Genomic DNA, 23139 nt, shown 5'->3' on the forward strand with positions numbered 1-23139 from the left:
GGTTCGCTTCCCGGCGCGCGTCGGCCGGCGGCGAGTCCGCCCGGCCTTAGTCCTCGTCCGACTGCGCGTGCGGCTTGAGGTGATCCGGCACCACCAGCAGCATGTTCTGCAGGTCGTTCGGATGCAGCACACCCATCCCGTGCAGCGCGCCGCCCGGCTGCATGTGGCCGACCAGGGCCGCCATGGTGGTCTTGATGGCGCCGATCTCGGCTTCCGGCAGCTTGCCGGCTTCCTTCATCAGCGTATTCATCACCGGCTGCCAGTGGCTCGCGGACGTTTCCGACATCAGGTTCGGCATCCAGCCCATCATCACGTCGAGCGTCGTGGCCGTGTCCTTGGCCGAGCGCGCTTCCGGCGGGATCTGCGAGAGATGGCCGAGCACGGTCTGGATGTTGGCGGCGCCGTCGCGCATCGCCTCCGGGCCACCCGGGTGGCCCGGGTGGAAAGCGTGCATGGCCAGGCCGGCCAGCACCTGCATGCGTTCCTGGGGCGGCAGCGTATGCACCTGGTCGCTGAGCGCCTTGAACGCGCTCTGGTGCGCTTCGCGCGAGTCGACCTTCATCAGCTGCTTGGCCAGCTCGCCCATCATGGCCGCGCGCAGCTCCACCGGCTCGACGTGCCGGGTGGCCGCGATCGCGTCGTGCATGTCCTTGCCCGCGAGCGAGCCGTCCGGCATCTTCGAGATCGCGCTGCTGAGCTGGGCGGCGCCCTGCAAGGCCACCATTGGCCGGTCGGCGGGGGGCAGCTCGGCCAGGCTCACGCGGCCCGCGTTGGCCGCGCTGATCGGGCGGGCGCCCATCAACTGCAGCAGGTTGTCGATATGGCCGGGGCCGGCCGTGCCGAACTGGCCCAGCATGCCGAGCTGGAGCGCCCACTGGCCGGCGTTGTGGCTCGGCTCCGGCGGGAACTGCGAGTAGGCCGGCAGCGGCTCGTCGGGCGGCAGCGCGTCGGCCATCAGCGATGGTGTCTGCGGGCGTACGGGGGCCGAGGGCGGTGCCTGCGGACGCGGAGGAACTGGCGGCGCCGATTGCGGACGAGGCGGGACCGGCGGCGCTGACTGGGGGCGCGGCGGTACCGGTGGCGGCGTCTGCGGTCGCGGCGGCACCGGCGGCGGGGTTTGCGGTCGCGGCGGCGCAGCCTGCGGGCGGGGAGGCAGCGGCGGCGGTGTCTGCGGCCGGCCTTGCGCCGCCGGCGGGCGAGGGGGCAGCGGAGGCGGCGATGGCGGGCGCGACGGCGTGCCCTGAGCCGCCTGCGGAGGACGCGGGGGCAGAGGCGGCGGCGAGGTCGATTGTGCCGGGGCCTGGCTGCTCGATTGCGCCGACGGCTGCGCCGCGACGGAGGCCGGCGCCGGGTCGGTATAGGGGCCCGGGCCGAACAGCGATTCGTAGGATGGCGGCGGTGCTTCCTCGTGCTGCTGCGTCGCCGGGCTGTCGCCGGCGGGCGGCCGTGGCGGGGCCGTGTCAGTGCCGTCCGAGCCGGCCAGCAGCGCCGCCATTTGCGGCGACATCGGCAGTTGCGAGCCTTCGGCCGAACCGGCCGAATCGTGCGACGCCGAACTGGCCATCGATTCCAGGCTGGCCCGGCGCTGCCTCAGGTTCGCGCTCGGCGTGGTGACGCGTTGCTGCCGCCGCAGCGTGTTCAGCGCCTGCAGCGAGCCCGATCCGGCGCCCTGCTGGCTCGCCGCGCCGCTGGCCCGTGGCGAGGGGCCGTTGGTCTGTCGACTCTCCCCGCCGGTCGTGGTGGACGGCTGGTTGATCCGGGTCGAGTTGGTGACTGACGGAGGCGGCATGGACAGCGGTTCCCGTGTATGGGCCAGAGGGCGTGGTGACGGATCGTCGATCGGCGCGAAGGGCGGCGGTCCGGCGTGACGCCCCGGGACAATACCGGCCAGATAGCAGGTTTAACGCGGCGAGGCGGCGAAGCGGGCGGCGAAGACGAACCACGATCGCGAAACGCGAAGTTTCGGCGCGTGGGCATCGCGCGCGTCGGGAAATCGTAAGGAGGGGTGAGGCAGGAAGCAGCGAAGCGCGATGCGGGGCGCCGCGCTTCGCGCCCGCGTCGGCGAGGCTCGATGGCCCGGGCCTGGGCGGCCCGGGCGCGATGGCGTTCAGTTCACGCCGGTCCGCATCGGCAGCGCCTTCACGCCGCGCAGGTTGTTGCGGTGATGCCATTCGAGCCGGTCGAGATCGACCGGACTCAGCTTCGGGAAGCGCGCCAGCATCGCGCCGATCGCGGTTTCCAGCTCCATCTGCGCGAGCCGCGCGCCGAGGCAGTAGTGGATCCCGCCGCCGAAGCTCAGCGAGGCCTTGGCATTGGCGCGGCGGATGTCGAGCCGGTCCGGGTCGGCGAACACCGCCGGATCGCGATTCGAGGCGCCCACCAGCAGGAACAGCAGGGTGCCGCGCGGCAGCGCATGGCCTTCCAGCTCGAGATCCTCGAACACGGTGCGCACCACCACCTGCACCGAGCTGTCGTAGCGCACCAGCTCGGCCACGCCGCCCGGCACCAGCGCCGGATCGGCCGCCATCGCCGCGAGGCTTTCCGGGTTGCGGAACAGCGCGATCATGGCGTTGCCCATGGTGTTCGAGGTGGTCTCGTGGCCGGCGATGAACAGCAGCATCACGTTGGCGATCACCTCCTTCTCGTCGAAGGTCTCGCCCTCGTCCTCCACGCTGATCAACGCCGAGACCAGGTCCGTGCCGGGCTGGCGGCGACGTTGCTCGATCACGCCCTCGAAATAGGCCTCCAGCGCCAGCGCGCCTTCGTTGGCTTCGGCCAGCATGTCCTCGCCGAGCGGCGCCAGGTCCAGCGCCGAGGCCACGCAGCTGGCCGCGCGGCCCAGGCGCGCGCCGTCCTCGAAGGGAATGTCGAGCAGGCGGCAGATCACGTTGAGCGGCTGCGGCAGCGCGTAGTCGGCCACGAAGTCGAACTCGGGCTTGGCGGCGATCGCGTCGAGCAGTTCATGCGTGGAGGCCTCGACGATCTCGCGCAGGTTCTCGATCTGCCGCGCGTTGAAGGCCTTCATCAGCAGCTTGCGCAGCCGCGTGTGCACCGGCGGGTTCATCATCAGGAACATCCGGCTCAGCACCTGGAACACCGGCATGCCGACCCGCTCCTCGCCGTAGCGCACGCGCACGCTTTCCAGGTAGGTCTTGCCGGCGCGGCGCTCGCGCAGCAGCGCGTCGATCAGCGCGTAGTCGCCCGTCACGCGCACGTTCGGCGCGAGTTCGAGCAAGGCGCCCTTGGCGCGCAACTGCGCATAAAGCGGGTAGGGATCGGCGAAGAAGGCCGGCGAGGAGAAGGTGGCGAAGTTCATGGGGACGGTCGCGGGGCGGATGAGGAAGGTATTGTCCATAACGCCCGGCCGCGGCGGTCCATTCCACGGGATGGAAAATTTTCTCGATACGCCCGGCAGGACGGCGCTTCGCCCCTGTGCTTGACGCGGGAGCGTCAGCGAAGCGAAAGCGCCGGGGTGCCGCCGCGGTTGCTTTCCGCCGCCGTCACGGCTTGCGGCCGAAGGCCTCGCGCAGCGCCCGCTTGGAGCGCTCCAGCGTCGCGCGCCGCGATTTCGGCAGGTTGCGGCCGGCCCGGTTCACGTAGAAGTTCAGCATCGACATGGCCGACTGGAACGGCGAGGCCTTGCGGCGCCGGCTGTGCTCGGCCGAGCGCTTGAGCGAGGCCGCGATCGCCTTAGGATCGTCGGACTTGAAGATGTCGGATTCGATGTCGAGCGCGTCGCTGCGGGCGTTGACGGCGGCCGACCAGCGCTTGGGCGAGCGCGAGCCGGCGGTGCGCCCGCGTCCGGGGCGCCGCGTCGAGTGCTTGCCGGCGGGGCGCTTGCCTTGCGAACTCCGGTGCGCCGCCGGCTTGTGCGAGGAGGAGGTTTCGCTCATGGTTTCGGCTCCTTCGAAAGAAATTGCGGGGGAGGTCATTCGCCCGACTTGCCGCTGCCGCCGCCGCCGGAAGGCAGCACGGCCGACAGCACCTGCCTGGCGGTCTCGACGATCACGCCGCGTTCGCGCGGGTCGCCCTTCACCAGCGTCTCGGCGAAGTGCTTCGCCTGCTGCAAGGTGACGTGCGGCGGCAGCGGCGGCACCTCGGGGTCGCTCTTCACTTCGAGCACCACCGGGCGCTGCGAGGCCAGCGCCTCGTCCCAGGCTTCGCCCAGGCGCGCGGGGTCGTCCACGTAGATGCCCTTCAGCCCGATCATCTCGGCGAAGCGGTGATACGGCACGTTCGGTACCTGCTGCGAGGCCTCGAACTTCGGGTCGCCCTCCATCACGCGCTGCTCCCAGGTGACCTGGTTCAGGTCCTCGTTGTTGAGCACCATGCAGATCCAGCGCGGATCGGCCCATTGCCGCCAGTATTTGGCGACCGTGATCAGCTCGGCCATGTTGTTCATCTGCATCGCGCCGTCGCCCACCATGGCGATCACCGGCCTGACCGGAAACGCGAACTTGGCGGCGATCGCGTAAGGCACGGCCGCGCCCATCGACGCCAGCCCGCCCGACAAGGAACCCATCATGCCGCGCCGCATCTGCAGGTCGCGCGCGTACCAGTTCGCGCAGGAGCCCGAATCGCTGGTGAGGATCACGTCGTCGGGCAGGCGCGGCGACAGCTCGGTGAAGGCGCGCTGCGGATTGACGCCGCGGCCCGGGCTCGCGTCGGCGGCGGCGCGCTTGGCCAGCGTGCCCTGCCATTCGTCGGTCCAGCGGCCGATGCGCTCGCGCCAGCGATGGTCGGCGCGCGGCTCGAGCAGCGGCAGCAGCAGGTCGAGCGTCTCGGCCGCGTCGCCCACCAGGTTGACCTCCATCGGGTAGCGCAGGCTCAGCATGTCGGCCTTCAGGTCGATCTGCACGCCGCGCGCCTGGCCTTCCTTGGGCAGGAATTCCGCGTAGGGGAAGCCGGAGCCGATCATCAGCAGCGTGTCGCACTCGTTCATCAGGTCGTAGCTGGGCTTGGTGCCGAGCAGGCCGATCGAGCCCGTCACCCAGGGCAGCGCGTCGGGCAGCGCGGCCTTGCCGAGCAGCGCCTTGGCCGCGCCGGCGCCGAGCCGGTCCGCCACCGCGATCACCTGCTCGGTGGCGCCGAGCGCGCCCGCGCCCACCAGCATCGCCACCTTCGAGCCGGCATTGAGCACCTCGGCGGCGCGCTTCAGGTCCTCGGGATAGGGCACCACCTTCGGGCGCGTGTAGCCGACGCCGGAATGCACGGTGCCGTGCGCGCGCTTGGGCGGCGCGTAGTCGAGCTCCTGCAGGTCGTTCGGCAGGATCAGCGCGGTGACGGTGCGCGCGCCGATCGCCGTGCGCACCGCGCGATCGACCAGGTGGCGCACCTGGCCCGGCACGCTGGCCTGCTGCACGAAGGCGCCGGCCACGTCCTTGAACATCGCCGCCAGGTCGAGTTCCTGCTGGTAATGGCCGCCGATCGCCGCGCGTGCCTGCTGGCCGACGATCGCCAGCACCGGCATGTGATCGAGCCGCGCGTCGTAGAGGCCGGTGATCAGGTGCGAGGCGCCGGGCCCCGAGGTGGCGATGCATACGCCGAGCTTGCCTGTAAATTTTGCATGCGCGGAAGCCATGAAGGCCGCCATCTCCTCGTGGCGCGCCTGGATGAATTCGATCTTGCCGCCGGCGCGGTTCAGCGCGCCGAACAGGCCGTTGATGCCGTCGCCCGGGTAGCCGTAGATGCGGTCGACGCCCCATTCGGCGAGGCGTTCGACGATGAAGTCGGAAACGGTGGTCATGCGCGTTCTCCCTCGGTTCGATGTGCTGGTGCCGATGGGTGCGCAAGCACCGTGCCGTGGAAATGGCGCTGGCGCGGCCGTATCCCGGCGGCATCTCGCATCGCGAAACTGCATCGGCCACGCCTGCCGACACTAACGCTTGTAAAAACCGCCAACCGCGATGCCGCACCGCGTCATCCGGCGCGCTGGGATCGCAGCGGCGCCCCGTCGGGCAAGGCCGCGCGGCCGGTTTCCCAGCGGGCCCGCGGCTTGCTTGGCAGCCCCGATGCTGTCTCGCGCGGGTTCGTGCGAGGCGATTCCGATTGGGGAGAGCTGTGCGATGTCCGAAGTGACCATATTTCCATTGCCCTTGATGCCGCGTGTCAGCGCCGCGTTCCTGAGCCGGGACGGCGAAGGTGAAACCCATGGCAACGGCGGCGCGCGCGCCGCGGACGGCCGCGATGCCGACGACCGCGACGCCGACACGCCGAGCAGCGATGGTGGCGGAGGCAACGATCGCCCGCGCGACGGCGACGACCGCCGCAACACGGGCGGCGACGGCAACCACGACGAGGGCGGTGGAGGCAAGGGCGGCAGCGGCGGCAAGGACGGCAATGGCGACGGCAAGGAGGACGACGACCCGGACCAGGACGGCAACGGCAAGCGCAAGCGCCCCGGCAAGAAGCCGATCATCATCCTGGCCATCGTGGTGGTGGTCCTGCTGATCGTCGCGCTGGTGTGGTGGCTGATGACGCGCAACCAGGTCAGCACCGACGACGCCTACACCGACGGCAACGCCGTCACCATCGCGCCGCACGTCTCGGGCTACGTCACGCGCCTGAACGTCGACGACAACACCTACGTCCATCGCGGCGACCTGCTGGTGCAGATCGACCCGCGCGACTATCGCGCCCAGCTCGACTCGGCCGACGCGCAGCTCGGCCTGGCGCGCGCGCAGCTGAGCTCGGCGCAGGTACAGCTCGACATCGCGCGCGTGCAGTACCCCGCGCAATACGCGCAGGCGCGCGCCCAGATCGAATCGGCCGAGGCCACCTACAAGCAGGCGCTGGCCGCGCAGCAACGCCAGCACGCGGTGGACATGCGCGCCACCTCGAAGCAGCAGGTGGACGCGGCCGACGCGCAAAGCGCCAGCGCCGACGCCAACGTGGCGATGGCGCGCGCCCAGGCGCGCACGGCCGCGCTGGTGCCGCAGCAGTTGCGCCAGGTCGAGAGCACCATCGAGGAGCGCCGCCAGCAGGTCCTGCAGGCCCAGGCGCAGCGCGAGCAGGCCGAGCTGAACCTGTCCTACTGCGAGATCCGCGCGCCCTCGGACGGCTGGGTCACGCGCCGTAACGTGCAGCTTGGCAGCTTCCTGCAGACCGGCAGCTCGATCTTCTCGCTCGTCACGCCGCGCATCTGGATCACGGCCAACTTCAAGGAATCGCAGCTCGAGCGCATGCGCATCGGCGACAAGGTGGACGTGTCGGTCGACGCCTATCCCGATCTCGACCTGCACGGCCACGTCGACAGCATCCAGCTCGGCAGCGGCTCGCGCTTCTCGGCCTTCCCGGCCGAGAACGCCACCGGCAACTTCGTGAAGATCGTGCAGCGCGTGCCGGTCAAGATCGTGTTGGACGGGCCGATGCCGACCAATCCGCCGCTCGGCCTGGGCCTGTCGGTGGAGCCGACGGTGCATCTGCCATGAGCGGCGCGAACGTGACCGCCGACGAAGGCGGCAAGGGCAACGGCAAGGGCGGCGGCAACGCGAAGGGCAAGGACAACGGCAACGGAGGCGGCGATGGCCAGGCCTGGCGCCCCGCCTCGAACCCCTGGCTGATCGCCATCGTGGTCACGCTGGCGGCCTTCATGGAGGTGCTCGACACCACCATCGTCAACGTCGCGCTGCCGCATATCGCCGGCACCATGTCGGCCAGCTACGACGAGGCCACCTGGACGCTCACCTCCTACCTGGTGGCCAACGGCATCGTGCTGCCGATCTCGGGCTTCCTGGGCCGGCTGCTGGGCCGCAAGCGCTACTTCGTGATCTGCATCGCGGCCTTCACGGTGTGCTCGTTCCTGTGCGGGATCGCCACCAACCTCGGCCAGCTGATCGTGTTCCGCATCCTGCAGGGGCTGTTCGGCGGCGGCCTGCAGCCGAACCAGCAGTCGATCATCCTCGACACCTTCCCCCCCGAGCAGCGCAACCGCGCCTTCTCGATCTCGGCGATAGCGATCGTGGTGGCGCCGGTGCTGGGGCCGACCCTGGGCGGCTGGATCACCGATACCTTCTCGTGGCGCTGGGTGTTCCTGCTCAACGTGCCGGTGGGGATCCTAACGGTGCTGGCGGTGATGCAGCTGGTGGAGGACCCGCCCTGGCGGCGCGACGGCCAGCGCGGCATCCGCATCGACTACATCGGCATCGGCCTGATCGCGATCGGGCTGGGCTGCCTGCAGGTGATGCTCGACCGCGGCGAGGACGAGGACTGGTTCGGCTCGAACTTCATCCGCATCTTCGCGGTGCTGGCGGTGGCGGGATTGACCGGCGCCGGGCTCTGGCTGCGCTACGCGAAGAAGCCGGTGGTGGACCTGGCCTGCCTGCGCGACCGCAACTTCCTGCTCGGCTGCATCACCATCGCGATGTTCGCGGCGGTGCTGTACGGCAGCGCCGTGATCGTGCCGCAGCTCGCCCAGCAGCAGCTCGGCTACACGGCGACGCTCGCCGGGCTGGTGCTCTCGCCGGGCGCGATCCTGATCACCCTGGAGATCCCGATCGTCAGCCGGCTGATGCCGCACGTGCAGACGCGCTACCTGGTGGGCACCGGCTTCGTGCTGCTGGCCGCCTCGCTGGTCTATTCGCGCACGCTGGTGCCCGACATCGACTACCGCCACCTGATGTACATCCGCTGCGCGCAGTCGATGGCGATTGGCTTCCTGTTCGTGCCGATCACCACGCTGGCCTACCTGACCATCCCGCAGCGCCTCAACGACGACGCCTCGGCGCTGTTCACGATGTTCCGCAACGTGGCCGGCTCGATCGGCATCTCGGTGTCGACCGCGCTGATCCGCGAGCGCGCGCAGGCGCGCATGGCGCATCTGTCCGAGCACATGTCGCCGCTCTCGCAGAACTTCCAGGACGCGCTGCAGCGCAATGCGCAATCGATCAGCGCGCTATCGGGCGTACCGCCCTCGGCGGCGCTGCAAACCGCCAACGGCAGGCTCTACGAGACCTTCGTCTCGCAGGCCACCATCCTTGCCTATATCGACGTATTCGCGATCCTGGCGGTGTTCTGCGCCGCCTGCATCCCGCTGACCTTCCTGTTCACGCCGGCGAAGGCGGCGGGCGGTGGAGGAGGACATTGACGATGACACGACGTTTTATCCGGCCAGCGTTCCCATCGATGCCGGCTACCGTGGCTGCCACGGTTGCCGCAGTTGCCTGTCTCGCGCTGGCGGCCTGTACGGTCGGCCCGGACTTCAAGCCGCCGCAGGCGAACGCGCCGGCGCAATGGCACGACCTGCAGGCGGCGAGTGCGGCCGCGGCCACCTCCGCCTCGGCGCCCGGCGTCACCTCCAGCCCGGTGGTGGATGCCGATCCCGATCCGCGCTGGTGGCGCGCCTTCCATGATCCGCTGCTCGACCAGTTGGTGGATCGCGCCGCGCGCGACAATCTCGACGTGCAGACCGCCGTGATGCGCATCGCCGAGGCACGCGAGCAACTGCACCAGGCCGCCGCGCAAGGATTGCCGAACGTGCGTGCCACCGCCAGCTACCAGCGCGAGCAGCTCGGCATCAAGGGCATCCTGCAGGACGAGGGCGTGAACGACCAGATCGACCGCCTGAGCGCGCCGGGTTCGGCGCTGGCGGGCGCGGTGCCCGGTGGCGGCGCGGCGATCCGCCAGGGCGCGGACAAGGCGATCGATTCGCTGTCCTCGCCGACCAATCTCTGGCAGGCCGGCTTCGACGCGTCCTGGGAGCTCGACCTGTTCGGGCGCGTGCGGCGCTCGGTGGAGGCGGCCGGCGCGGAGACCGGCGCGGCGGTGGCCGGCCGCGACGACGCGCTGCTCTCGCTGGAGGCCGAGGTCGCGCAGACCTACCTGCAGTATCGCGGCGCGCAGGCATTGCGCGCGCTGACGCTGGAACTGGCGCAATCGCAGCAGGACTTTCTCGACCTCACGCGCGATCGCGCCGCGCACGGGCTGACCAGCCAGCTCGACGTGCGCAGCGCCGACGCGCGCCTGGCGCAGATCCGCGCGCAGCTTCCGCAATACGACCAGCAGCTCGCGATGCTGCGCAACGGCTTGGCGTACTTGGTGGGCGGCGCGCCCGGCACGCTCGACGAGTTGCTCGAGGCGCCGGCCGCGCTGCCGGGGCTGCCGCCGACGGTGCCGGTCGGGCTGCCTTCCACATTGGCGCGCCGGCGTCCCGACGTGCGGCGCGCGGAGCTGGAGCTGCACGCGGCCACGGCCCAGGTCGGCGTGGCGGTCGCGCAGTTCTATCCCGACATCTCGCTGACCGGGCAGATCGGCCTGCGCTCCACGCACGTGCGCGAGCTCGCGCAGTGGTCGCATCTGTTCTATTCGGCCGGGCCGGCGATCTCGCTGCCGATCTTCCAGGGCGGCGCGCTGGTCTCGAACCTGCGGCTGTCGAAGGCGCAGCAGCAGGAAACGGCGCTGGCCTACCGGCGCGCGGTGCTGGTGGCGCTGCGCGATGTCGACAACGCGTTGGCGGTCTATCGCACCGATCAGTCGCGCCACGCCGCGCTCGACGATGCCGCCAGGGCCGAGGGCGGCGCGCTCGACCTGGCGCGCGACAGCTATCGCAAGGGCATCGTGCCCTACCTGGACGTGCTCGATGCCGAGCGGCAATGGTCCGAGGCGCGGCAGCAGGCCTTGCAGGGCGCGGTGCAGACCACCACCGACCTGGTCTCGCTCTACAAGGCGCTGGGCGGCGGCTGGCAGACCGATGATGGCGCCGCGGCGGCCGCCCCGGGCGAGCCCGGCGATCCGCGGTCGGCCAGCGCGGCCTCGGTGGCGAACGCGCATTGAGCCGTCGGCGGGCGCGGCTGCTCAGATCGGATGATGCCCGTGCTCGTGCAGTTCGGGCTCGAAGTAGATCCAGCGCGCGCGCGGAAACGACTCGCGCAGCGCCAGCTCGATCTCGTTGATGGTGCGCACCAGCGCGTCGGCGCTCGGATGCGGGCGCAGCACCGCCTGCACGGCCACCACGTGCTCGTCCGACCAGCGCAGCACCACCAGCGAGATCACGCGCACCACCTCGGGCCGGTGCTCGAGCCAGGCCTGCATCTCGTGCCGGGTGCTCTCGTGCGCCGATTCGCCGACGATCAGCGACTTGATCTTGCCCATCGCGAAGGCCGCGCTGGCCATCAGGATCAGGCCCACGGCGATGCCGCCGAACGCGTCGTAGGCCGGCTCGCCGGTGGCGAGCGCGAGCGACACCGCCAGCAGCGAGGCGAGTATCCCGCCCAGCGCCGCGGCGTCCTCGATCACCGCCAGCAGCAGCGCGGGCTGCCCGGTCTCGCGCATCCAGCGCAGCAGGGTGCCGGGCCGGCCGCGCCGCTCGATGGTGCCGATCGAGGCCTTCAGCGCGATGGTCTCGATCACGCCCGAGATCAGCAGCACCGCGATCACCACGCCGCCGTGCTCGACGGGCGAGCGATGCACCAGCCTCAGCGCGCCCACCGCCGCCGAGGCCAGGCCGCCCACGATGAAAATTTGGGTGGCCACCAGCATCGCGTAGAAGTAGTTCACGCGGCCGAAGCCGAGCGGGTGCTCCGCGTCGGGGCGCGTGGCGGCCGCGCGGGCGCCCGCCAGCAGCAGGATCTGGTTCAGGCAGTCGGCGCTGGAATGGATCGCCTCGGCGTAGGCCGAGCCGGAGTTGGTGTAGCCGGCCGCCGCGTACTTGCAGGCGGCCACGGCCAGGTTCGAGACCAGCGCGTAGTAGACGGCGCGCGGCACGGCGGCGGCCATGCCCGTCACTCCCGGATCGACCAGCTCGCCCCGCCGCCGCTGTCGCGCACGAACTCGTCGATCGCCTGCTCGACCGGATCGTCGCGGGCGGGCGCGATCCAGCTCAGGTCGAAGCGGCGGCGCAGCGCGCCGGATTCGGCCTGGGCCTGGGTGCCGGCGCGCCGGATCCGGCAGTCCAGGCCGTCGAGCCGTTCGAGCATGGCGGCGGTGCGCGCGCTGGCTTCGGCTTGGGCGGCGGGCGCCGCTTCGTCGACCGACAGCCAGGCGTGCCGCTTGTGCGGCAGGCGCTGCTCGAGCGCCTTCATGCCGGTCAGGATGCCGAAACCGAGCACGGTGCCGAGTGCGGCCAGGGCCAATTGGCCCCCGCCCGCGCACAGGCCGATCACGGTCACGAACCACAGCGTGGCGGCCGTGGTCAGGCCGGTGACCAGGCCGTCCTTGCGCAGGATCGCGCCCGCGCCGATGAAGCCGACCCCCGACAGGATCCCGAGCGGCAGCCGCATCAGGTCGAGCACGGCGAAGGATTGGCTGCCCTTGCCGTCCTGGGGCAGCAGCAGGTTGACCTGCAGCATCGCCAGGCAGGCGGCCAGGCTGACCAGCATGATGGTGCGCAGCCCGGCCGCCTTGCCCGACTCGCCGCGATTCAGGCCGATGATCGCGCCGGCGATCAGGCAGACGGCGATCCGGGCGGCGATGTCGAAGGGTTGCAGCACGAGCGGCATCGTTTGCATACGGAGCGGTCGGAGGACGTCGATGCGAGGGGCGCCGCAACGCTCGTGCCCGTCCGCGCATGGCATGCAGGTTGCGTGCACGAGGGCAGGGACCAACCCGACACGATACGGAGGTACGCCATGACAACATCCGATTCCAGCCGCCGGCGCCGTGCCGGCGAGTCATCCGATCCGGCCGCGGCCGGTGAGCCCCGGCGCGCCGCCGACCCGTTCGATCCGGTCGCCTGTCCCGACTGGTGGGCCCGGCCCGGCGCCTTGCCGACCGGCGCTTCCGAGATCCGCCACGTGCCGGGCGCCTACCGGCAGGCCGGCATGATGCGCGCCGCCGCCGAGGTGCGCGGCGGCATCGCGAAGCCGACCGGCGCCGCGTTGCCGCCAGTCTCGCGCGAACATCGCCTCGACGCCGATGCCTCGATTCGCGACGAACTGGATCGCCAGTTGAGCACCGGCATGGTGCGCGGCGCCGACGATATCGCGATCGACGTGCGGCAGGCTTGCGTCACGCTCGACGGCACGGTGCCGTCCCAGTCGATGAGCGAGGCGATCGAGCTGGCGGTGGCGCGTTGCGGGGCGGTACGCGAGATCCGCAACCGGCTGCGGGTGGTGCCACGCTAGGCGCCTGGCGCGCCTGATGCGCCTCGTGAGCGTGATTCGCCGGGCGCGGGCAACGGAAAAAAACGGGCGAGGTCATCGACTTCGCCCGTTCAAACGGCGTCGAGCGACGCCCTGAGAGAGACGGGATCAGTATCGGCCGCGTGCCTGTGGCACCGGGGAGCGCAGGCCCAGTTCCTCGGCGAAGCTATGCGCGCGAGGCGTGCCGACGCCCTGGTAATAGGCCGCCATGCGGTCTTCCCAGACCGTGTCGGTCGAGCCGAGCCAGCCGTCCAGATCGAGCGTGGGCGCGCCGCGCACGATGGCCGCCGAGGTGGCGATCTGCAGGCCGCCGGCATCGGCGTCGAGCGTGACGTATTCCCACGGCACCATCGCGAGCCGGCGTGCATGCACGCTTTCCTCGATCGGCACCAGGGCGACCAGCACATAGACGATGCGGCCGCCGCGCAGGTCGAGAATCGCGTTGCTGACATGGCCGATGGTTTCGCCGTCCGCGCTGCGCGCGAGCGTGCCGTCGAGCAGGTGGGCGAGCGCCGTGGTGCGGCGCGGGTAGCGCGCATCGGCATCGCGCAGGGGATCGGGGGTGGCGGGCGTCATCGAAGTCTTCCTGTCGGTGAATGGGAACGGCGGGCGCGGTGCGCTCAGCGTGGTTGCGACACGTAATCGAGTGTTTCGCCGATCGCGCCGCGTTCGGATACGTCGCCGCGCGTGGCGACATCGCCGATCGACACCATACCGACCAGCTCCAGCTCGCGCGAGATCACGGGCAGCCGGCGCATCTGCGCCGAAGCCATCCGCTGCAGCACCGTGTCGACCGATTCGTGCTCGCGGCAGGTCTCGATCGGCACCGAGGTCACTTCACGCACGATGGCCTGGCCGCCCTTGCCCAACGCCAGCGCGCGCGTGACGAGATCGCGGTCGGTCACCATGCCGACCACGCGCGTGCCGTCGCACACGGGCAGGGCGCCCACGTCGTGGCGCGCCATCAGCTGCGCCGCATGCTCGATCGTGTCGGTCGGCGCGAGATGGACGATCTCGCGGGACATGATCTGGTTGATGCGTTGCATCGCTTGCCTCCGTCGGTTTCCTGGCGAACGTACTACTAGTGCAAATCGCGTGCCGCCTCGCGCGCCGTCAGCAGCGGCGCGGCCGGCCGACGGCGCGATCCGTCGCGCGAACGATTTACAACGCTTGGTAATGATTGCCGTGGGATTGCCGTGGCGTGCCCGCACGCGGAACCGATGCCATGTCGGTGCAGCGGAATTCGGTCGGGAAATTGCGGGTCGGACGAGGCTTGCCCCGCTGATACGAAATGTTTCGAGTTTGCAGATCGTCGAGCGGACCGATGACGTTTGCGATCGCAGCGCTGCGAATGGCGAAACGACCCCGCGTAATGGCACGCTGCGCGCGGGTTGATCATTTCGTTCCCCGAAACCATCGAAAAAGATGCCTTTCGGGGATTGATTCTCGCAATGCTCCAGGTCAAGGCAGATAGGAATATCCGATAGCATGGCGGCGTTCGATCTGCTTTGCTGTAGGCATAGGTCATTCGCTGAGACGTCACGCCCGAGGGCAAGACGCCGGTTTTCCGCATTTCCGCTTCCACCGTTTCCTGACCGTGAATATTCCTGGCCTCCCGGCGCTTCGGCGCGAGGGGCGGACGGTGCCATGCCGGAATGCTCCAACAGGAGATTTCATGCCACGTGTGCTGATCGTCGATGACGATGCCGACACCCGAGAAATGCTTGCCGCACTGGCCCAGACGCGGCAATTACCTTGCGATTGCGCCGCCACGCTCGGCGAGGCGCGCTCGCAGATGCGCAACCAGTCCTACGACCTGGTGCTGTGCGACCTGATCCTGCCCGACGGCAACGGGATCGAGTTGTTCGACGATTTTCCCAGGCAGGACACGCCGCCCGAGCTGGTGTTCGCGACCGGCCATGCCACGCTCGATACCGCCATCGACGCGATGCGGCAGGGCGCGTCCGACTACCTGATCAAGCCGTTCCAGATGGGGCGGCTCGATACCCTGTTCAAGCGCGTCGCGCAGGCCGAAGAGCGGCAGGGCGAGGTGGAGGCGCTGCGCTCGGATCTCGAGCGCGCCGGCCGCTTCGGCCGCATGCTGGGCAAGTCGCCGGCCATGTGCCGCATGTACGACGCGCTCGCGCGCGTGGCGGCCACCGAGGCTTCGGTGATGCTGACGGGCGAATCCGGTACCGGCAAGGAGCTGGCCGCGCAGACCGTCCATGAGCTCAGCTTCCGCAAGCAGGGGCCCTTCGTGGCCGTCAATTGCGGCGCGATTCCGGCCAATTTGGTCGAGAGCGAGATGTTCGGCCACGATCGCGGCAGCTTCACGGGCGCGGACCGCCAGCACAAGGGTTTCTTCGAGCGCGCCGACGGCGGCACGCTGTTTCTCGATGAGATCACCGAGATGCCCTTCGAGCTGCAGGTCAAGCTGCTGCGCGTGCTCGAGACGGGGCAGGTGATGCGGCTCGGCTCCTCGCGCGAGACCAGCGTGAACGTGCGCATCGTGGCCGCCACCAATCGCGATCCGGCCGGCGCGGTCGAGGCCGGCGTGCTGCGGCCCGATCTCTATCACCGCATCAACGTGTTTCCGCTGGCGATGCCGCCGCTGCGCGAGCGCGGCGAGGACATCGTCCTGCTGGCCGAGGCCTTCCTGCGCCAGCTCAACCTCGACAGCGGCCGCGCGATGGTGTTCAGCGACAACGCCAGGCGGGCGCTGACGAAATACGACTGGCCCGGCAACGTGCGCGAGCTGCGCAATTTCGTGCAGCGCGCCAGCATCTTCGCCGACGGCGAGGAGATTGCCGTGCTGCCGCCGCCGGTGATGAGCGAGGCCCATGGCGAGGGACTGCGCGCCCAGGCGGCCGAGCTGGTCGACGCGGGGCTGCGGGCCGTCCATGACGGCATCGCCGTGCAGGGCGACAAGCCCACCATCAAGCGCTGAGGCGCCGCCCGGCGCTGGCGCGGGCCCTCAGCGGGCCACCGCGATGGCGGCGTTGACGGGCACCACGCCCGAGTCGCGATCCGGGGCGGCCTCCACCAGGAAATGCCCGATCACGTCGGGCTCGAACAGCAGGCAGAAGGTCGAGCCGCCGTATTGGAAATAACCGAGCTCGTCGCCCTTCGCCAGGCGCTGCCCGGGATGCACGTCGATCACGCACGAGGACACGTCGCCCATCCCCACGAACACGCAGGCCACCGAGCCCATGCCGGGGTCCTCGCATTCGATCACCACCACCGCGCGGGTGGCTACCGCCGTCATGTAGCCCTGCGAATCGTTGAGGCCGGCCGGATCGCGGCCCTCCACGTCCGCCGCCGAGAAATAGCTGCCCGCCACGCGATAGGCATGCGTGACGGTGCCGCCCACCGGCGCGTGCCAGCGATGGTAGTTCCAGGCGCTCAGGTAGGCCTGGTAGACGTCGCCGCCCACGAAGCGCTCGGCCAGCAGCGCATGGTTCGGCGTGAGCATGTCGCGAATCGAATAGGGCTGCGCCTTGATCCAGAAGTCGTCGACGCGCTGCACGCGGCCGGCGATCTGGTAGGGCGCCGCCTCGCAGGCGCTGATCACCACGCGCGGATCGCCCGGCTCGGCGACCGGACGCGCGTCCTCGCGCAGCCGCCGCGTGAAGAAGTGGTTCCATGAGTCGAAGCCCCAATGCGGCTCGTCCGGGCGGCAGCGAAAGGCATCGAGCTCCATTCGCTGGCGTGCTTCCGGACAGAACCAGCCGTTCGGGCCGTTTTCGTGGAGATGCTCGCGCGAATGCGGGCCCGAGAGGAAATCGCACCAGGTCGACAGCACGCGGCCCAGTTGCGTGTTGACGGCCTCGTCGCGGAACAGCGGATAACCCGACGGCATGCACATCGGCCAGTCGAGCAGGGCATTGATCGGGCAGACGATCAGGCTGGTCTCGCTGAACGGCGGCGCGTAGCGCATCACGTAGTCGAGGATCGTCATCAGGTCGTCGATGTTGTTGTAGCCCAGCGCGTAGCCGGCCGCTTCGGCTTCCCCGATCGCGCGCGTCAGGCTCATGCGCAGCACCGCGTCACGCTCGAACAGCGTGGCGAGGTCGGCCACCGCCGCCGCGCGCGGGCGGTTGCCCGCCTGCGCATAGGCGTCGCGCGCGAGCTGGCGGCGATAGGCCGTCATGTGCAGCTCCTCGCTCGCGAGCCAGTCGCCGAGGCGGCGGCGCGTGCTTCGGGCAGGGCCCTGGATCGATGGCATGCTCGTCTCCCTGTCGTTCCGTCGGTTGTTTTCGTCGTATGTTTCATCGGGCGAGCCGTCATTGCCGGTTCGCCGGGCGCGGTGTCGCCTGGCCGTCACGGCCGCGGCAAGGCGCCGATTTCGTTCGGATCGTGCGGGGCGTCGCGGCGCTCGCCGTCGCGGGGCAGCGGCGCGCCGGCCCGATGCGGCGTGACGCGGCCGTTGCTGACGGCATGCGGTTCGGTCGGCACCGGTTCGACCGTGTCGCCGAATCGCGCGCGAATGAAGGCCCGCAGCAGCGCGTGGCGCAGGTTCTCGCCCTCGCCGCGGGCGTCATGCGTGGCGGCGGTGCCGTCACCGGCGAAGCTTGCCGTCACGCTGGCCCGAGCCTCGCCCACCCGCGTCGAGCGCAGCTCGACCACGCGCTCCAGCACCACGGCGGCGTCGGCCCACTCGGCGGCGGGGGAAAAGCGGCTGTCCATGCGCCTGAAGCCGCCGCTGGCGACGGTGACCACGATGTCCGGTTCGACGGCGACGAAGATCAGCGGCAGCTCGTCTCGCGCCAGGGCGCGGGCGGTCCAGTAGTCGAGTTCACGCGCGTCGAGTCGGTCGATCCGCATGGCGGGCTCCGGAGTGGAAACCTTCCTGGCGCAGCATCGGCCATACCCGCCGGGGCGGCGGCGCGCGGGCATGCGCGCTGCGCCCCGCTCGAGACCAAGCTTCGAGCGGAGCCCCGCCATGAACGATATCGACAGGACGGTGACGAGCGACACTTACCGGAACCATGTGATCGCGGTGACGGTCGTGCGCGGCCCGCGCGGTGCGTGGCTGCCGCGCGTGAGCATCGCGCGCGACGAGGCCGGGCACGGCAGGGTCCTGCCTGGACAGCACGAACCCGAATGGCCGAGCGAGGCCGAGGCGGTGCGCGCCGGCCTCGCTCGCGGGCGCGAGGCCATCGACGCGGGCGAGGCGCCGCCGCCGGCTCGAGCGGCGGCCGCCTGGGGACGTGAGCGCCGCCAGGCGCCTCGCGCGGGCTCTCCTTCGCCTACTGCGGCGTCGAAGCCTCTGCCTGGCTGCGTGCCAGGTAGGCGTTCACGATCTCCGGCAGATGCTGCTCCATCCAGTTCGCCATCGCCACCTCCTCGCTGAGGATGCGTTCGCAGATCGCCAGCGTCTGCGCGTCGCCGGCGGCGCGCGGCCGTGATCAGCGTCCGGTAGGCGGCCACCTCGAAGTTCTCGAAGGCAAAACCGGAGATGGCGTTCTTGATCACCTCGTCGGTGGAGAACATGGCGGTAAAGGCCTGCAGCGCCGCCAGGCTGCGCGCGCCGAAATCCTTCAGGACCGACACGTCGCTGCCGCGCCGGCCGACGCACTCGCGAACCAGCCGCTGCTGCTCCCGCGTATCGCCGAGATGCTGCTCGATGCGGGCCTTCAGTTCCGGATAGTGTTCGAGCCGCCGCGCCATCGCGGTGAGCAGGGTGCCGGCCTGTTCCTCCATCGCGTGCGCGTCGCGCAGCCATTCGTCGAGATGCTCGTCGACCGAGCGTTTCGTGTGTGCCATTTCATGCTCCCGTCGGGCGGCGGTCTGGCCGTCCCGGTTGAGGTCGATAAGGGGCTGCGATGCTGCATTGCAGCTACGACGCGAGCGCGTCGCGCCCCGTCGCATGCAAGCGCCGCGCCCGCGCGGCGATACGGCCGGGGCGGGCGGCGCGCATCGGGCCCTGCGCTTTTTGCAATCGATTGTCAAAGTCACACAGCCGCGGCGGCGCCGGCGCGCGGGCCCGCATGGGCTGGTCCGGCGTGGATCGGAACGGAGCTTGCTTGAAGAAAGGCACGACGATTCGAGAGGCGTGCCGCATGCAGGCGAAGTTTCGGAAGCTGCTGCGATTCACGGCGATGGCCGCCGGCACGGTGCTGGTCGGTGGCTGGTCGATGGCAGTGCCCGTGGAAAGCGGCGAACCGGCGGGGCCGGATCGCAGGCGTTAGCGCCCCGGGGCCGGAAGCGGCGGCGAGTCTGGTTTCTGGTTTCGCGCGCCCGCCCGCCTCCGGATCGAATCGATGCGGGTGCAACCATCGCGTCGCGCCCGCTTATCGCGAATGGCGGCATCGGCGGCGGCGCCCTTGGCAAGGAGAGGAACATGAGCGAGAAACCCAACCCCGACGTGCACTATGAGGTGAACGTATGCGGCGGGACCTTCGACTCGGTGCGCGACCGGTTTCGCGCCTGGCAGCGCGAGCCCTTGATGGCGCGCCCGCAACGATCGATGTTCGCGGACAAGGCCGGCGTCGAACGGCTCGACGACACCGTGTTCGAGGCGCCCGAGGACGCGCAGCGCGCCCTGCGCCGTGCCTGCACGCCGCAAGACCGCAATGCGCTGGCGGCGCCGATCGACGACGGCGGGCGCGCGTTGTGGCTGGTGATGGCGGCCTATGTCGATTGAGCGCGGCCTGTCCCGAACCCGGAGCGAATCATGACCAACCCAGCCTTGCGCATGCACCGGCCCGAGCCCGGCACGCCGGACATCCCAGCGCCGGATCCGGCCGAGCCCCCCGGCCCGGGCCCGCGGCCCGACGAGGTGCCCGAGCCGTTCCAGGAACCCGTCGACGAGCCCGTGCCGCCGGTGCGCGGCTGGGCCGCGCCGGCCTGCTTTGCCTAACCAGGAGGTCCGCGATGAGTATCCGTGTGGAACCCGGCCCGCGCCGGGACATCGCCGAAACGATCGGCCGCTATTTCGAGGCGCGCGAGATGCCGTTCGATATCGAACCGACCTCCTCGGGCGGCCTGCACGTGGGCTTCGATCTCGACGGCCAGCCGGCCAGCGTGACGATCAGCTTCGACGCGCACGCCTACGAGCAGTTTGAGCATTGGGACATCCAGCACCAGCGCGCCGCCCTCACGCGCATCGGCGAGGGTTTCGCGCAGGCTTTCGCGCGTCGCGGCCCGAACGCGATCGCCGCCGATTTCCATGTGAGCCGATTCTGATCGACAGGCTTTTGCGCCGGGCACGGTGTTTGCATTGTCTCTCGGCACTGCCATCACGGAGGAGTGTCATGCCAGCCAAGTCACAAGCGCAGCAGCGCGCAGCCGGCGCCGCGCTGGCCGCCAAGCGCGGCGAGACGAAGAAGAGTTCGTTGAAACCGGCATCGAAATCGATGTACGAATCGATGAACAAGAAGCAACTGGAGGATTTCGCCTCCACCAAGACACGCGGTAAACCGCATCACAAGCACGACGCCTGACCCGCAGCCTGTCCACGCCTTTAACAACCCGAATGGGGAGGTTCATATGCTCTACTACGCCGTGGTTTTTTTCGTGATCGCCATCATCGCGGCCTTCTTCGGTTTCGGCGGGATTGCCGCCGGTGCCGCATCGATCGCGAAGATCCTGTTCGTCATCTTCCTGATCCTGTTCATCGTCTCGCTCGTGATGGGACGCATGCGCCGATGAGGCGAGCAGGCATCCCATTGTCGAACCGTCTACGAGGAGGTTTGCCATGACATCGAGCCATCGCCAGCACACCGGGCACGAGTCGAGCCGCTCCCGCGCGCGCGACGCGCATGCCGCGGGCCCGCTGGTCGAGGGGCTGCTGCGGATCCCCGATCGCGAATGCGCGAACCCGGCATCGGTCGCGAAGGAACTCGCGAAACCGATGTGATCCCACCCGGGGAGATGGGTGCGTCTTGCGCGCCCCTCTCCCCGGGGCATTTCCCGCCGCCGTCTTTCATCCCGCCCACGAGCTTTCGCTCGACGCTTCCCCGCGTTCGCATTCGGTAACCTTGCTTCGCACGATGTAAGGATTGCTTGGTATCGCGAGCACGGAATCATTCCTCGAATCACCCGCGCGCGATGCTGCGGATCGTGCAACGAAGTGTGCCCGGCCGGTCGGAATTGCCGCCCGCGGCGCCCCGGCGGGCCTCGCCGCCGGTCACTTCGACCACCCTTTACCGATCCCCGAAAACGCTTGCCCGGCCCGGCATCCGGGGCTTCCCTTACGCGCGATTATTTTCCATTTCTTTATATTTTTTTCTCCCGATCATGACGACCGACAGAAAGCTTGTTTGCAGATGCCCATCGATCACCTTTCGTGCGGAAGCGCCAGATGACCGCCCCCTCCATCAAAGTTTCGATCTGCGTACCGACTTATCGCCGAGCCCACCTGATCGGCCAGTGCATTGATTCGTGTCTCGCGCAGACTTACCGCAACCTCGAGGTCGTGATCGGCGACGATTCGCCCGACGACGCCACCGAGCGCCTGATCCGCCGTCGCTACGGCGACGACCCGCGCGTGCGCTACCGCCGCAACCGGCCGGGGCTCGGCCAGGCGCGCAACGTGACGAGCCTGTTCGCGCATGCCAGCGGCGACAAGATCCTGCTGCTGCACGACGACGATTTCCTGCTCGAGCATGGCGTGGAGCAATTGCTGGCGCTATGGCAGCGCCATCCCGGCCTCGATGCCGCCTTCGGCAAGCAGTACGTGGTGGACCACGACGGCCGCATCAGCCGCGCGGCCACGCGGCGCATGAACCAGATGTTCCATCGCAATGCCGCGGCGGCTGGCCTGCAGGCGCAGCCGGGCCGGGCCGGTCTGGTGCAGATGTTTCCGAACAACGGCTGGCTTGCCAATGCCGAGCTGGTCAGACGAATCGGTTATGAGGAGACCTACGGCTCCTGTTGCGACTATGTATTCAATACGCGTCTTTGTCTTGCCGCGGAGCGGATCTGCTATCTCGACGAATTCGTCTCCTGCTACCGCGAAACCGATGCCTCGATCTCGCAGGCCACGCGCCACACGATGCGCTCGGCTTCGCTGATGGCCTGGCGCTTCGTCAACGAGCTGGCGCTGCCGCCCGACCTGGAGCCGGCCCGGCGGCTCGCGCTGCGCCGGCTGGTGCCGATCGTGGTGTCGCTCTACGCGCGCAACCACGAGCCGCGCACCAGCCTGGCGATCGCGCTGCGCAATCTCTACGCTTACCGTTTCGGGCTGAGCCCGCGGCTCTACTACCACCTGCTGATGATCTGGAAGGGGCGGCACGCCCTGCCGGCGGCGGGCATGGAATAAACGGACGGGGCGATCCGTTCTGGTCGGCAGGCGCCTTGCGCGCCGATGCCCGACCACGACCGACAGCCCATGAAAACCGAATCCCGCGACTCCGACCTCCGTGTTCTCGACAACGCGATCTGGCAAGCCCTGACCACCCACCAGGCCCACTGGTCGATCGGCGGCGATCTCGCGCGCCGCTTCCATCCCGAGGTTTCGCCGCTGGCCGCGATCACGGCCGACGCGCCGGAGAACTGGCGCGCCCTGGCCGCGCTCACGCAACCGGGCGAACTGGTGATGGTGGCCGGCGAGCAGACCCTGCATCCCTCCGACGAATTCGAGGTGAAGGGCGAGGGCGTGCTCGACCAGATGATTTTGCTGGTGCTGCGCGACGAGGCCGACGACGGTTTCGTCCTGCTCGAGGAACGCGACGCGGGTGCGATGGCGGGATTGGTTGCATTGACCCGGCCCGGCCCCTACGAGGCTCGCACGCACGAGATGGGCCGCTACTACGGCGTGTGGCGCGACGGCGTGCTGGTCGCGATGGCGGGCGAGCGCCTGCATGTGCCGGGCCATACCGAGATCAGCGCCGTCTGCGTGCATCCCGAGCATCGCGGGCAACGTTACGCCGAGCGCCTGGTGAAGTTCGCCGCGCGCCAGATCGTGGCGCGCGGCGAGCTGCCGTTCCTGCACGTGTTCCAGGCGAATACCGGGGCGATCGCCTTGTACGGGAAGCTCGGCTTCGAGCGGCGCAAGCAGTTCCATGGCTTGACGCTGGTGAGGCGCTGAGGCGCGGTGAAGGGACGGCGCGCTACGTCG

General features: G+C 69.7%; 26 protein-coding genes and 1 pseudogene. 16 read left to right on the forward strand and 11 right to left on the reverse strand.

What is annotated here, in order from left to right; translation table 11 throughout:
- Positions 1-46 precede the first annotated feature (46 nt).
- Positions 47-955, reverse strand: coding sequence for a hypothetical protein (locus BM43_RS40440; RefSeq protein ID WP_042284202.1), 909 nt, complete (start codon positions 953-955; stop codon positions 47-49).
- A gap of 502 nt (positions 956-1457) precedes the next feature.
- On the opposite strand from BM43_RS40440, the gene BM43_RS40445 reads away from it, so the two are divergent.
- Positions 1458-1868 carry a hypothetical protein gene (locus tag BM43_RS40445; RefSeq protein ID WP_144417667.1) on the forward strand — a complete coding sequence of 137 codons (411 nt, stop codon included), beginning with the start codon at positions 1458-1460 and terminating at the stop codon, positions 1866-1868.
- 239 nt (positions 1869-2107) lie between these two features.
- On the opposite strand, the gene BM43_RS14515 is transcribed toward BM43_RS40445, so the two are convergent.
- The 3 genes from BM43_RS14515 to BM43_RS14525 form a co-directional block, all read right to left on the reverse strand.
- Positions 2108-3316 (reverse strand): cytochrome P450, encoded by a 1209-nt coding sequence (locus tag BM43_RS14515; protein ID WP_036057036.1) that lies wholly within the window; start codon positions 3314-3316, stop codon positions 2108-2110.
- A 184-nt stretch (positions 3317-3500) separates the two neighbouring features.
- Positions 3501-3893: a DUF3175 domain-containing protein gene (locus BM43_RS14520; RefSeq protein WP_036055090.1), complete on the reverse strand. Its 393-nt coding sequence runs from the start codon at positions 3891-3893 to the stop codon at positions 3501-3503.
- A 35-nt stretch (positions 3894-3928) separates the two neighbouring features.
- Complete coding sequence (locus BM43_RS14525; protein WP_036055087.1) at positions 3929-5746, reverse strand: thiamine pyrophosphate-requiring protein; 1818 nt, start codon at positions 5744-5746, stop codon at positions 3929-3931.
- 319 nt (positions 5747-6065) lie between these two features.
- Here BM43_RS14525 and BM43_RS14530 point away from each other — a divergent pair, with 319 nt between their 5' ends.
- The 3 genes from BM43_RS14530 to BM43_RS14540 are packed head-to-tail and all read left to right on the forward strand — an operon-like array spanning position 6066 to position 10770.
- Positions 6066-7430: an HlyD family secretion protein gene (locus BM43_RS14530; RefSeq protein WP_036055080.1), complete on the forward strand. Its 1365-nt coding sequence runs from the start codon at positions 6066-6068 to the stop codon at positions 7428-7430.
- Entirely contained in the window at positions 7427-9085 is a 1659-nt protein-coding gene (locus BM43_RS14535; protein ID WP_036055077.1) for a DHA2 family efflux MFS transporter permease subunit, read from the forward strand. The genes BM43_RS14530 and BM43_RS14535 overlap by 4 nt, the downstream gene beginning before the upstream one ends.
- A 2-nt stretch (positions 9086-9087) precedes the next feature.
- On the forward strand, positions 9088-10770 hold the full coding sequence (locus BM43_RS14540) for an efflux transporter outer membrane subunit (protein WP_036055074.1): 1683 nt from the start codon (positions 9088-9090) through the stop codon (positions 10768-10770).
- Positions 10771-10791: 21 nt separating this feature from the next.
- Here BM43_RS14540 and BM43_RS14545 read toward each other — a convergent pair whose 3' ends face one another.
- A complete protein-coding gene (locus BM43_RS14545) occupies positions 10792-11712 on the reverse strand; it encodes a cation diffusion facilitator family transporter (protein WP_036057034.1) in 921 nt (306 codons plus the stop codon).
- Between the two features lie 5 nt (positions 11713-11717).
- Positions 11718-12443, reverse strand: a complete 726-nt coding sequence (locus tag BM43_RS14550) for an MgtC/SapB family protein (protein ID WP_036055072.1) — start codon at positions 12441-12443, stop codon at positions 11718-11720.
- A gap of 120 nt (positions 12444-12563) precedes the next feature.
- Here BM43_RS14550 and BM43_RS14555 point away from each other — a divergent pair, with 120 nt between their 5' ends.
- Positions 12564-13058 (forward strand): BON domain-containing protein, encoded by a 495-nt coding sequence (locus BM43_RS14555; protein ID WP_036055068.1) that lies wholly within the window; start codon positions 12564-12566, stop codon positions 13056-13058.
- Between the two features lie 126 nt (positions 13059-13184).
- Here BM43_RS14555 and BM43_RS14560 read toward each other — a convergent pair whose 3' ends face one another.
- A complete protein-coding gene (locus BM43_RS14560; protein WP_036055065.1) occupies positions 13185-13652 on the reverse strand; it encodes a PRC-barrel domain-containing protein in 468 nt (155 codons plus the stop codon).
- Between the two features lie 44 nt (positions 13653-13696).
- Entirely contained in the window at positions 13697-14122 is a 426-nt protein-coding gene (locus BM43_RS14565) for a CBS domain-containing protein (RefSeq protein ID WP_036055062.1), read from the reverse strand.
- A 629-nt stretch (positions 14123-14751) separates the two neighbouring features.
- Here BM43_RS14565 and BM43_RS14570 point away from each other — a divergent pair.
- Positions 14752-16023, forward strand: a complete 1272-nt coding sequence (locus BM43_RS14570) for a sigma-54-dependent transcriptional regulator (RefSeq protein ID WP_036055059.1) — start codon at positions 14752-14754, stop codon at positions 16021-16023.
- A 27-nt stretch (positions 16024-16050) separates the two neighbouring features.
- On the opposite strand, the gene BM43_RS14575 is transcribed toward BM43_RS14570, so the two are convergent.
- Entirely contained in the window at positions 16051-17301 is a 1251-nt protein-coding gene (locus BM43_RS14575) for a phosphatidylserine decarboxylase family protein (RefSeq protein WP_036055057.1), read from the reverse strand.
- Between the two features lie 95 nt (positions 17302-17396).
- On the reverse strand, positions 17397-17900 hold the full coding sequence (locus BM43_RS14580; RefSeq protein WP_036055054.1) for a phage protein NinX family protein: 504 nt from the start codon (positions 17898-17900) through the stop codon (positions 17397-17399).
- 118 nt (positions 17901-18018) lie between these two features.
- On the opposite strand from BM43_RS14580, the gene BM43_RS42710 reads away from it, so the two are divergent.
- Complete coding sequence (locus tag BM43_RS42710) at positions 18019-18429, forward strand: DUF6566 family protein (RefSeq protein ID WP_366920185.1); 411 nt, start codon at positions 18019-18021, stop codon at positions 18427-18429.
- Here the strand turns inward: BM43_RS42710 and BM43_RS14585 are convergent.
- A pseudogene (locus BM43_RS14585) lies at positions 18326-18842 on the reverse strand (ferritin-like domain-containing protein). The gene BM43_RS42710 and the pseudogene BM43_RS14585 overlap by 104 nt on opposite strands.
- A 260-nt stretch (positions 18843-19102) precedes the next feature.
- Here BM43_RS14585 and BM43_RS41350 point away from each other — a divergent pair.
- From BM43_RS41350 to BM43_RS14615, 9 genes are all read left to right on the forward strand, one after another.
- A complete protein-coding gene (locus tag BM43_RS41350; RefSeq protein WP_155296506.1) occupies positions 19103-19267 on the forward strand; it encodes a hypothetical protein in 165 nt (54 codons plus the stop codon).
- A gap of 152 nt (positions 19268-19419) precedes the next feature.
- Positions 19420-19722 (forward strand): hypothetical protein, encoded by a 303-nt coding sequence (locus BM43_RS14590; protein WP_036055051.1) that lies wholly within the window; start codon positions 19420-19422, stop codon positions 19720-19722.
- A gap of 30 nt (positions 19723-19752) precedes the next feature.
- Entirely contained in the window at positions 19753-19938 is a 186-nt protein-coding gene (locus tag BM43_RS40450; RefSeq protein WP_036055048.1) for a hypothetical protein, read from the forward strand.
- Positions 19939-19952: 14 nt separating this feature from the next.
- Positions 19953-20264 carry a hypothetical protein gene (locus BM43_RS14595; protein ID WP_036055045.1) on the forward strand — a complete coding sequence of 104 codons (312 nt, stop codon included), beginning with the start codon at positions 19953-19955 and terminating at the stop codon, positions 20262-20264.
- 68 nt (positions 20265-20332) lie between these two features.
- On the forward strand, positions 20333-20521 hold the full coding sequence (locus BM43_RS14600) for a DUF3008 family protein (RefSeq protein WP_013688905.1): 189 nt from the start codon (positions 20333-20335) through the stop codon (positions 20519-20521).
- A 46-nt stretch (positions 20522-20567) separates the two neighbouring features.
- The gene (locus tag BM43_RS38880; RefSeq protein ID WP_025099526.1) at positions 20568-20729 is read left to right on the forward strand and encodes a DUF1328 family protein; all 162 of its coding nucleotides are present in this window, start codon (positions 20568-20570) and stop codon (positions 20727-20729) included.
- A gap of 46 nt (positions 20730-20775) precedes the next feature.
- The gene (locus BM43_RS41725; protein ID WP_167547487.1) at positions 20776-20937 is read left to right on the forward strand and encodes a hypothetical protein; all 162 of its coding nucleotides are present in this window, start codon (positions 20776-20778) and stop codon (positions 20935-20937) included.
- Between the two features lie 444 nt (positions 20938-21381).
- Positions 21382-22341: a glycosyltransferase family 2 protein gene (locus BM43_RS14610; protein WP_036057033.1), complete on the forward strand. Its 960-nt coding sequence runs from the start codon at positions 21382-21384 to the stop codon at positions 22339-22341.
- Positions 22342-22410: 69 nt separating this feature from the next.
- Positions 22411-23109, forward strand: a complete 699-nt coding sequence (locus BM43_RS14615) for a GNAT family N-acetyltransferase (RefSeq protein ID WP_036055043.1) — start codon at positions 22411-22413, stop codon at positions 23107-23109.
- Positions 23110-23139: the final 30 nt, after the last annotated feature.

It is taken from the genome of Burkholderia gladioli (assembly GCF_000959725.1).
In the GTDB taxonomy this organism is placed as follows: domain Bacteria; phylum Pseudomonadota; class Gammaproteobacteria; order Burkholderiales; family Burkholderiaceae; genus Burkholderia; species Burkholderia gladioli.

Excerpts from the sequence above, each read along its gene's own strand:
- BM43_RS14570 (WP_036055059.1), top strand. The coding sequence starts at position 14,752 with ATGCCACGTGTGCTGATCGTCGATGACGATGCCGACACCCGAGAAATG.
- BM43_RS14615 (WP_036055043.1), top strand. The coding sequence starts at position 22,411 with ATGAAAACCGAATCCCGCGACTCCGACCTCCGTGTTCTCGACAACGCG.
- BM43_RS14565 (WP_036055062.1), bottom strand. The coding sequence starts at position 14,122 with ATGCAACGCATCAACCAGATCATGTCCCGCGAGATCGTCCATCTCGCG.
- BM43_RS14610 (WP_036057033.1), top strand. The coding sequence starts at position 21,382 with ATGACCGCCCCCTCCATCAAAGTTTCGATCTGCGTACCGACTTATCGC.
- BM43_RS14555 (WP_036055068.1), top strand. The coding sequence starts at position 12,564 with ATGACAACATCCGATTCCAGCCGCCGGCGCCGTGCCGGCGAGTCATCC.
- BM43_RS14515 (WP_036057036.1), bottom strand. The coding sequence starts at position 3,316 with ATGAACTTCGCCACCTTCTCCTCGCCGGCCTTCTTCGCCGATCCCTAC.
- BM43_RS14520 (WP_036055090.1), bottom strand. The coding sequence starts at position 3,893 with ATGAGCGAAACCTCCTCCTCGCACAAGCCGGCGGCGCACCGGAGTTCG.
- BM43_RS42710 (WP_366920185.1), top strand. The coding sequence starts at position 18,019 with ATGAACGATATCGACAGGACGGTGACGAGCGACACTTACCGGAACCAT.
- BM43_RS38880 (WP_025099526.1), top strand. The coding sequence starts at position 20,568 with ATGCTCTACTACGCCGTGGTTTTTTTCGTGATCGCCATCATCGCGGCC.
- BM43_RS14535 (WP_036055077.1), top strand. The coding sequence starts at position 7,427 with ATGAGCGGCGCGAACGTGACCGCCGACGAAGGCGGCAAGGGCAACGGC.
- BM43_RS41725 (WP_167547487.1), top strand. The coding sequence starts at position 20,776 with ATGACATCGAGCCATCGCCAGCACACCGGGCACGAGTCGAGCCGCTCC.
- BM43_RS14575 (WP_036055057.1), bottom strand. The coding sequence starts at position 17,301 with ATGCCATCGATCCAGGGCCCTGCCCGAAGCACGCGCCGCCGCCTCGGC.
- BM43_RS14600 (WP_013688905.1), top strand. The coding sequence starts at position 20,333 with ATGCCAGCCAAGTCACAAGCGCAGCAGCGCGCAGCCGGCGCCGCGCTG.
- BM43_RS14540 (WP_036055074.1), top strand. The coding sequence starts at position 9,088 with ATGACACGACGTTTTATCCGGCCAGCGTTCCCATCGATGCCGGCTACC.
- BM43_RS14595 (WP_036055045.1), top strand. The coding sequence starts at position 19,953 with ATGAGTATCCGTGTGGAACCCGGCCCGCGCCGGGACATCGCCGAAACG.
- BM43_RS14550 (WP_036055072.1), bottom strand. The coding sequence starts at position 12,443 with ATGCAAACGATGCCGCTCGTGCTGCAACCCTTCGACATCGCCGCCCGG.
- BM43_RS14530 (WP_036055080.1), top strand. The coding sequence starts at position 6,066 with ATGTCCGAAGTGACCATATTTCCATTGCCCTTGATGCCGCGTGTCAGC.
- BM43_RS14545 (WP_036057034.1), bottom strand. The coding sequence starts at position 11,712 with ATGGCCGCCGCCGTGCCGCGCGCCGTCTACTACGCGCTGGTCTCGAAC.
- BM43_RS14560 (WP_036055065.1), bottom strand. The coding sequence starts at position 13,652 with ATGACGCCCGCCACCCCCGATCCCCTGCGCGATGCCGATGCGCGCTAC.
- BM43_RS40440 (WP_042284202.1), bottom strand. The coding sequence starts at position 955 with ATGGCCGACGCGCTGCCGCCCGACGAGCCGCTGCCGGCCTACTCGCAG.
- BM43_RS14590 (WP_036055051.1), top strand. The coding sequence starts at position 19,420 with ATGAGCGAGAAACCCAACCCCGACGTGCACTATGAGGTGAACGTATGC.
- BM43_RS14580 (WP_036055054.1), bottom strand. The coding sequence starts at position 17,900 with ATGCGGATCGACCGACTCGACGCGCGTGAACTCGACTACTGGACCGCC.
- BM43_RS40450 (WP_036055048.1), top strand. The coding sequence starts at position 19,753 with ATGACCAACCCAGCCTTGCGCATGCACCGGCCCGAGCCCGGCACGCCG.
- BM43_RS14525 (WP_036055087.1), bottom strand. The coding sequence starts at position 5,746 with ATGACCACCGTTTCCGACTTCATCGTCGAACGCCTCGCCGAATGGGGC.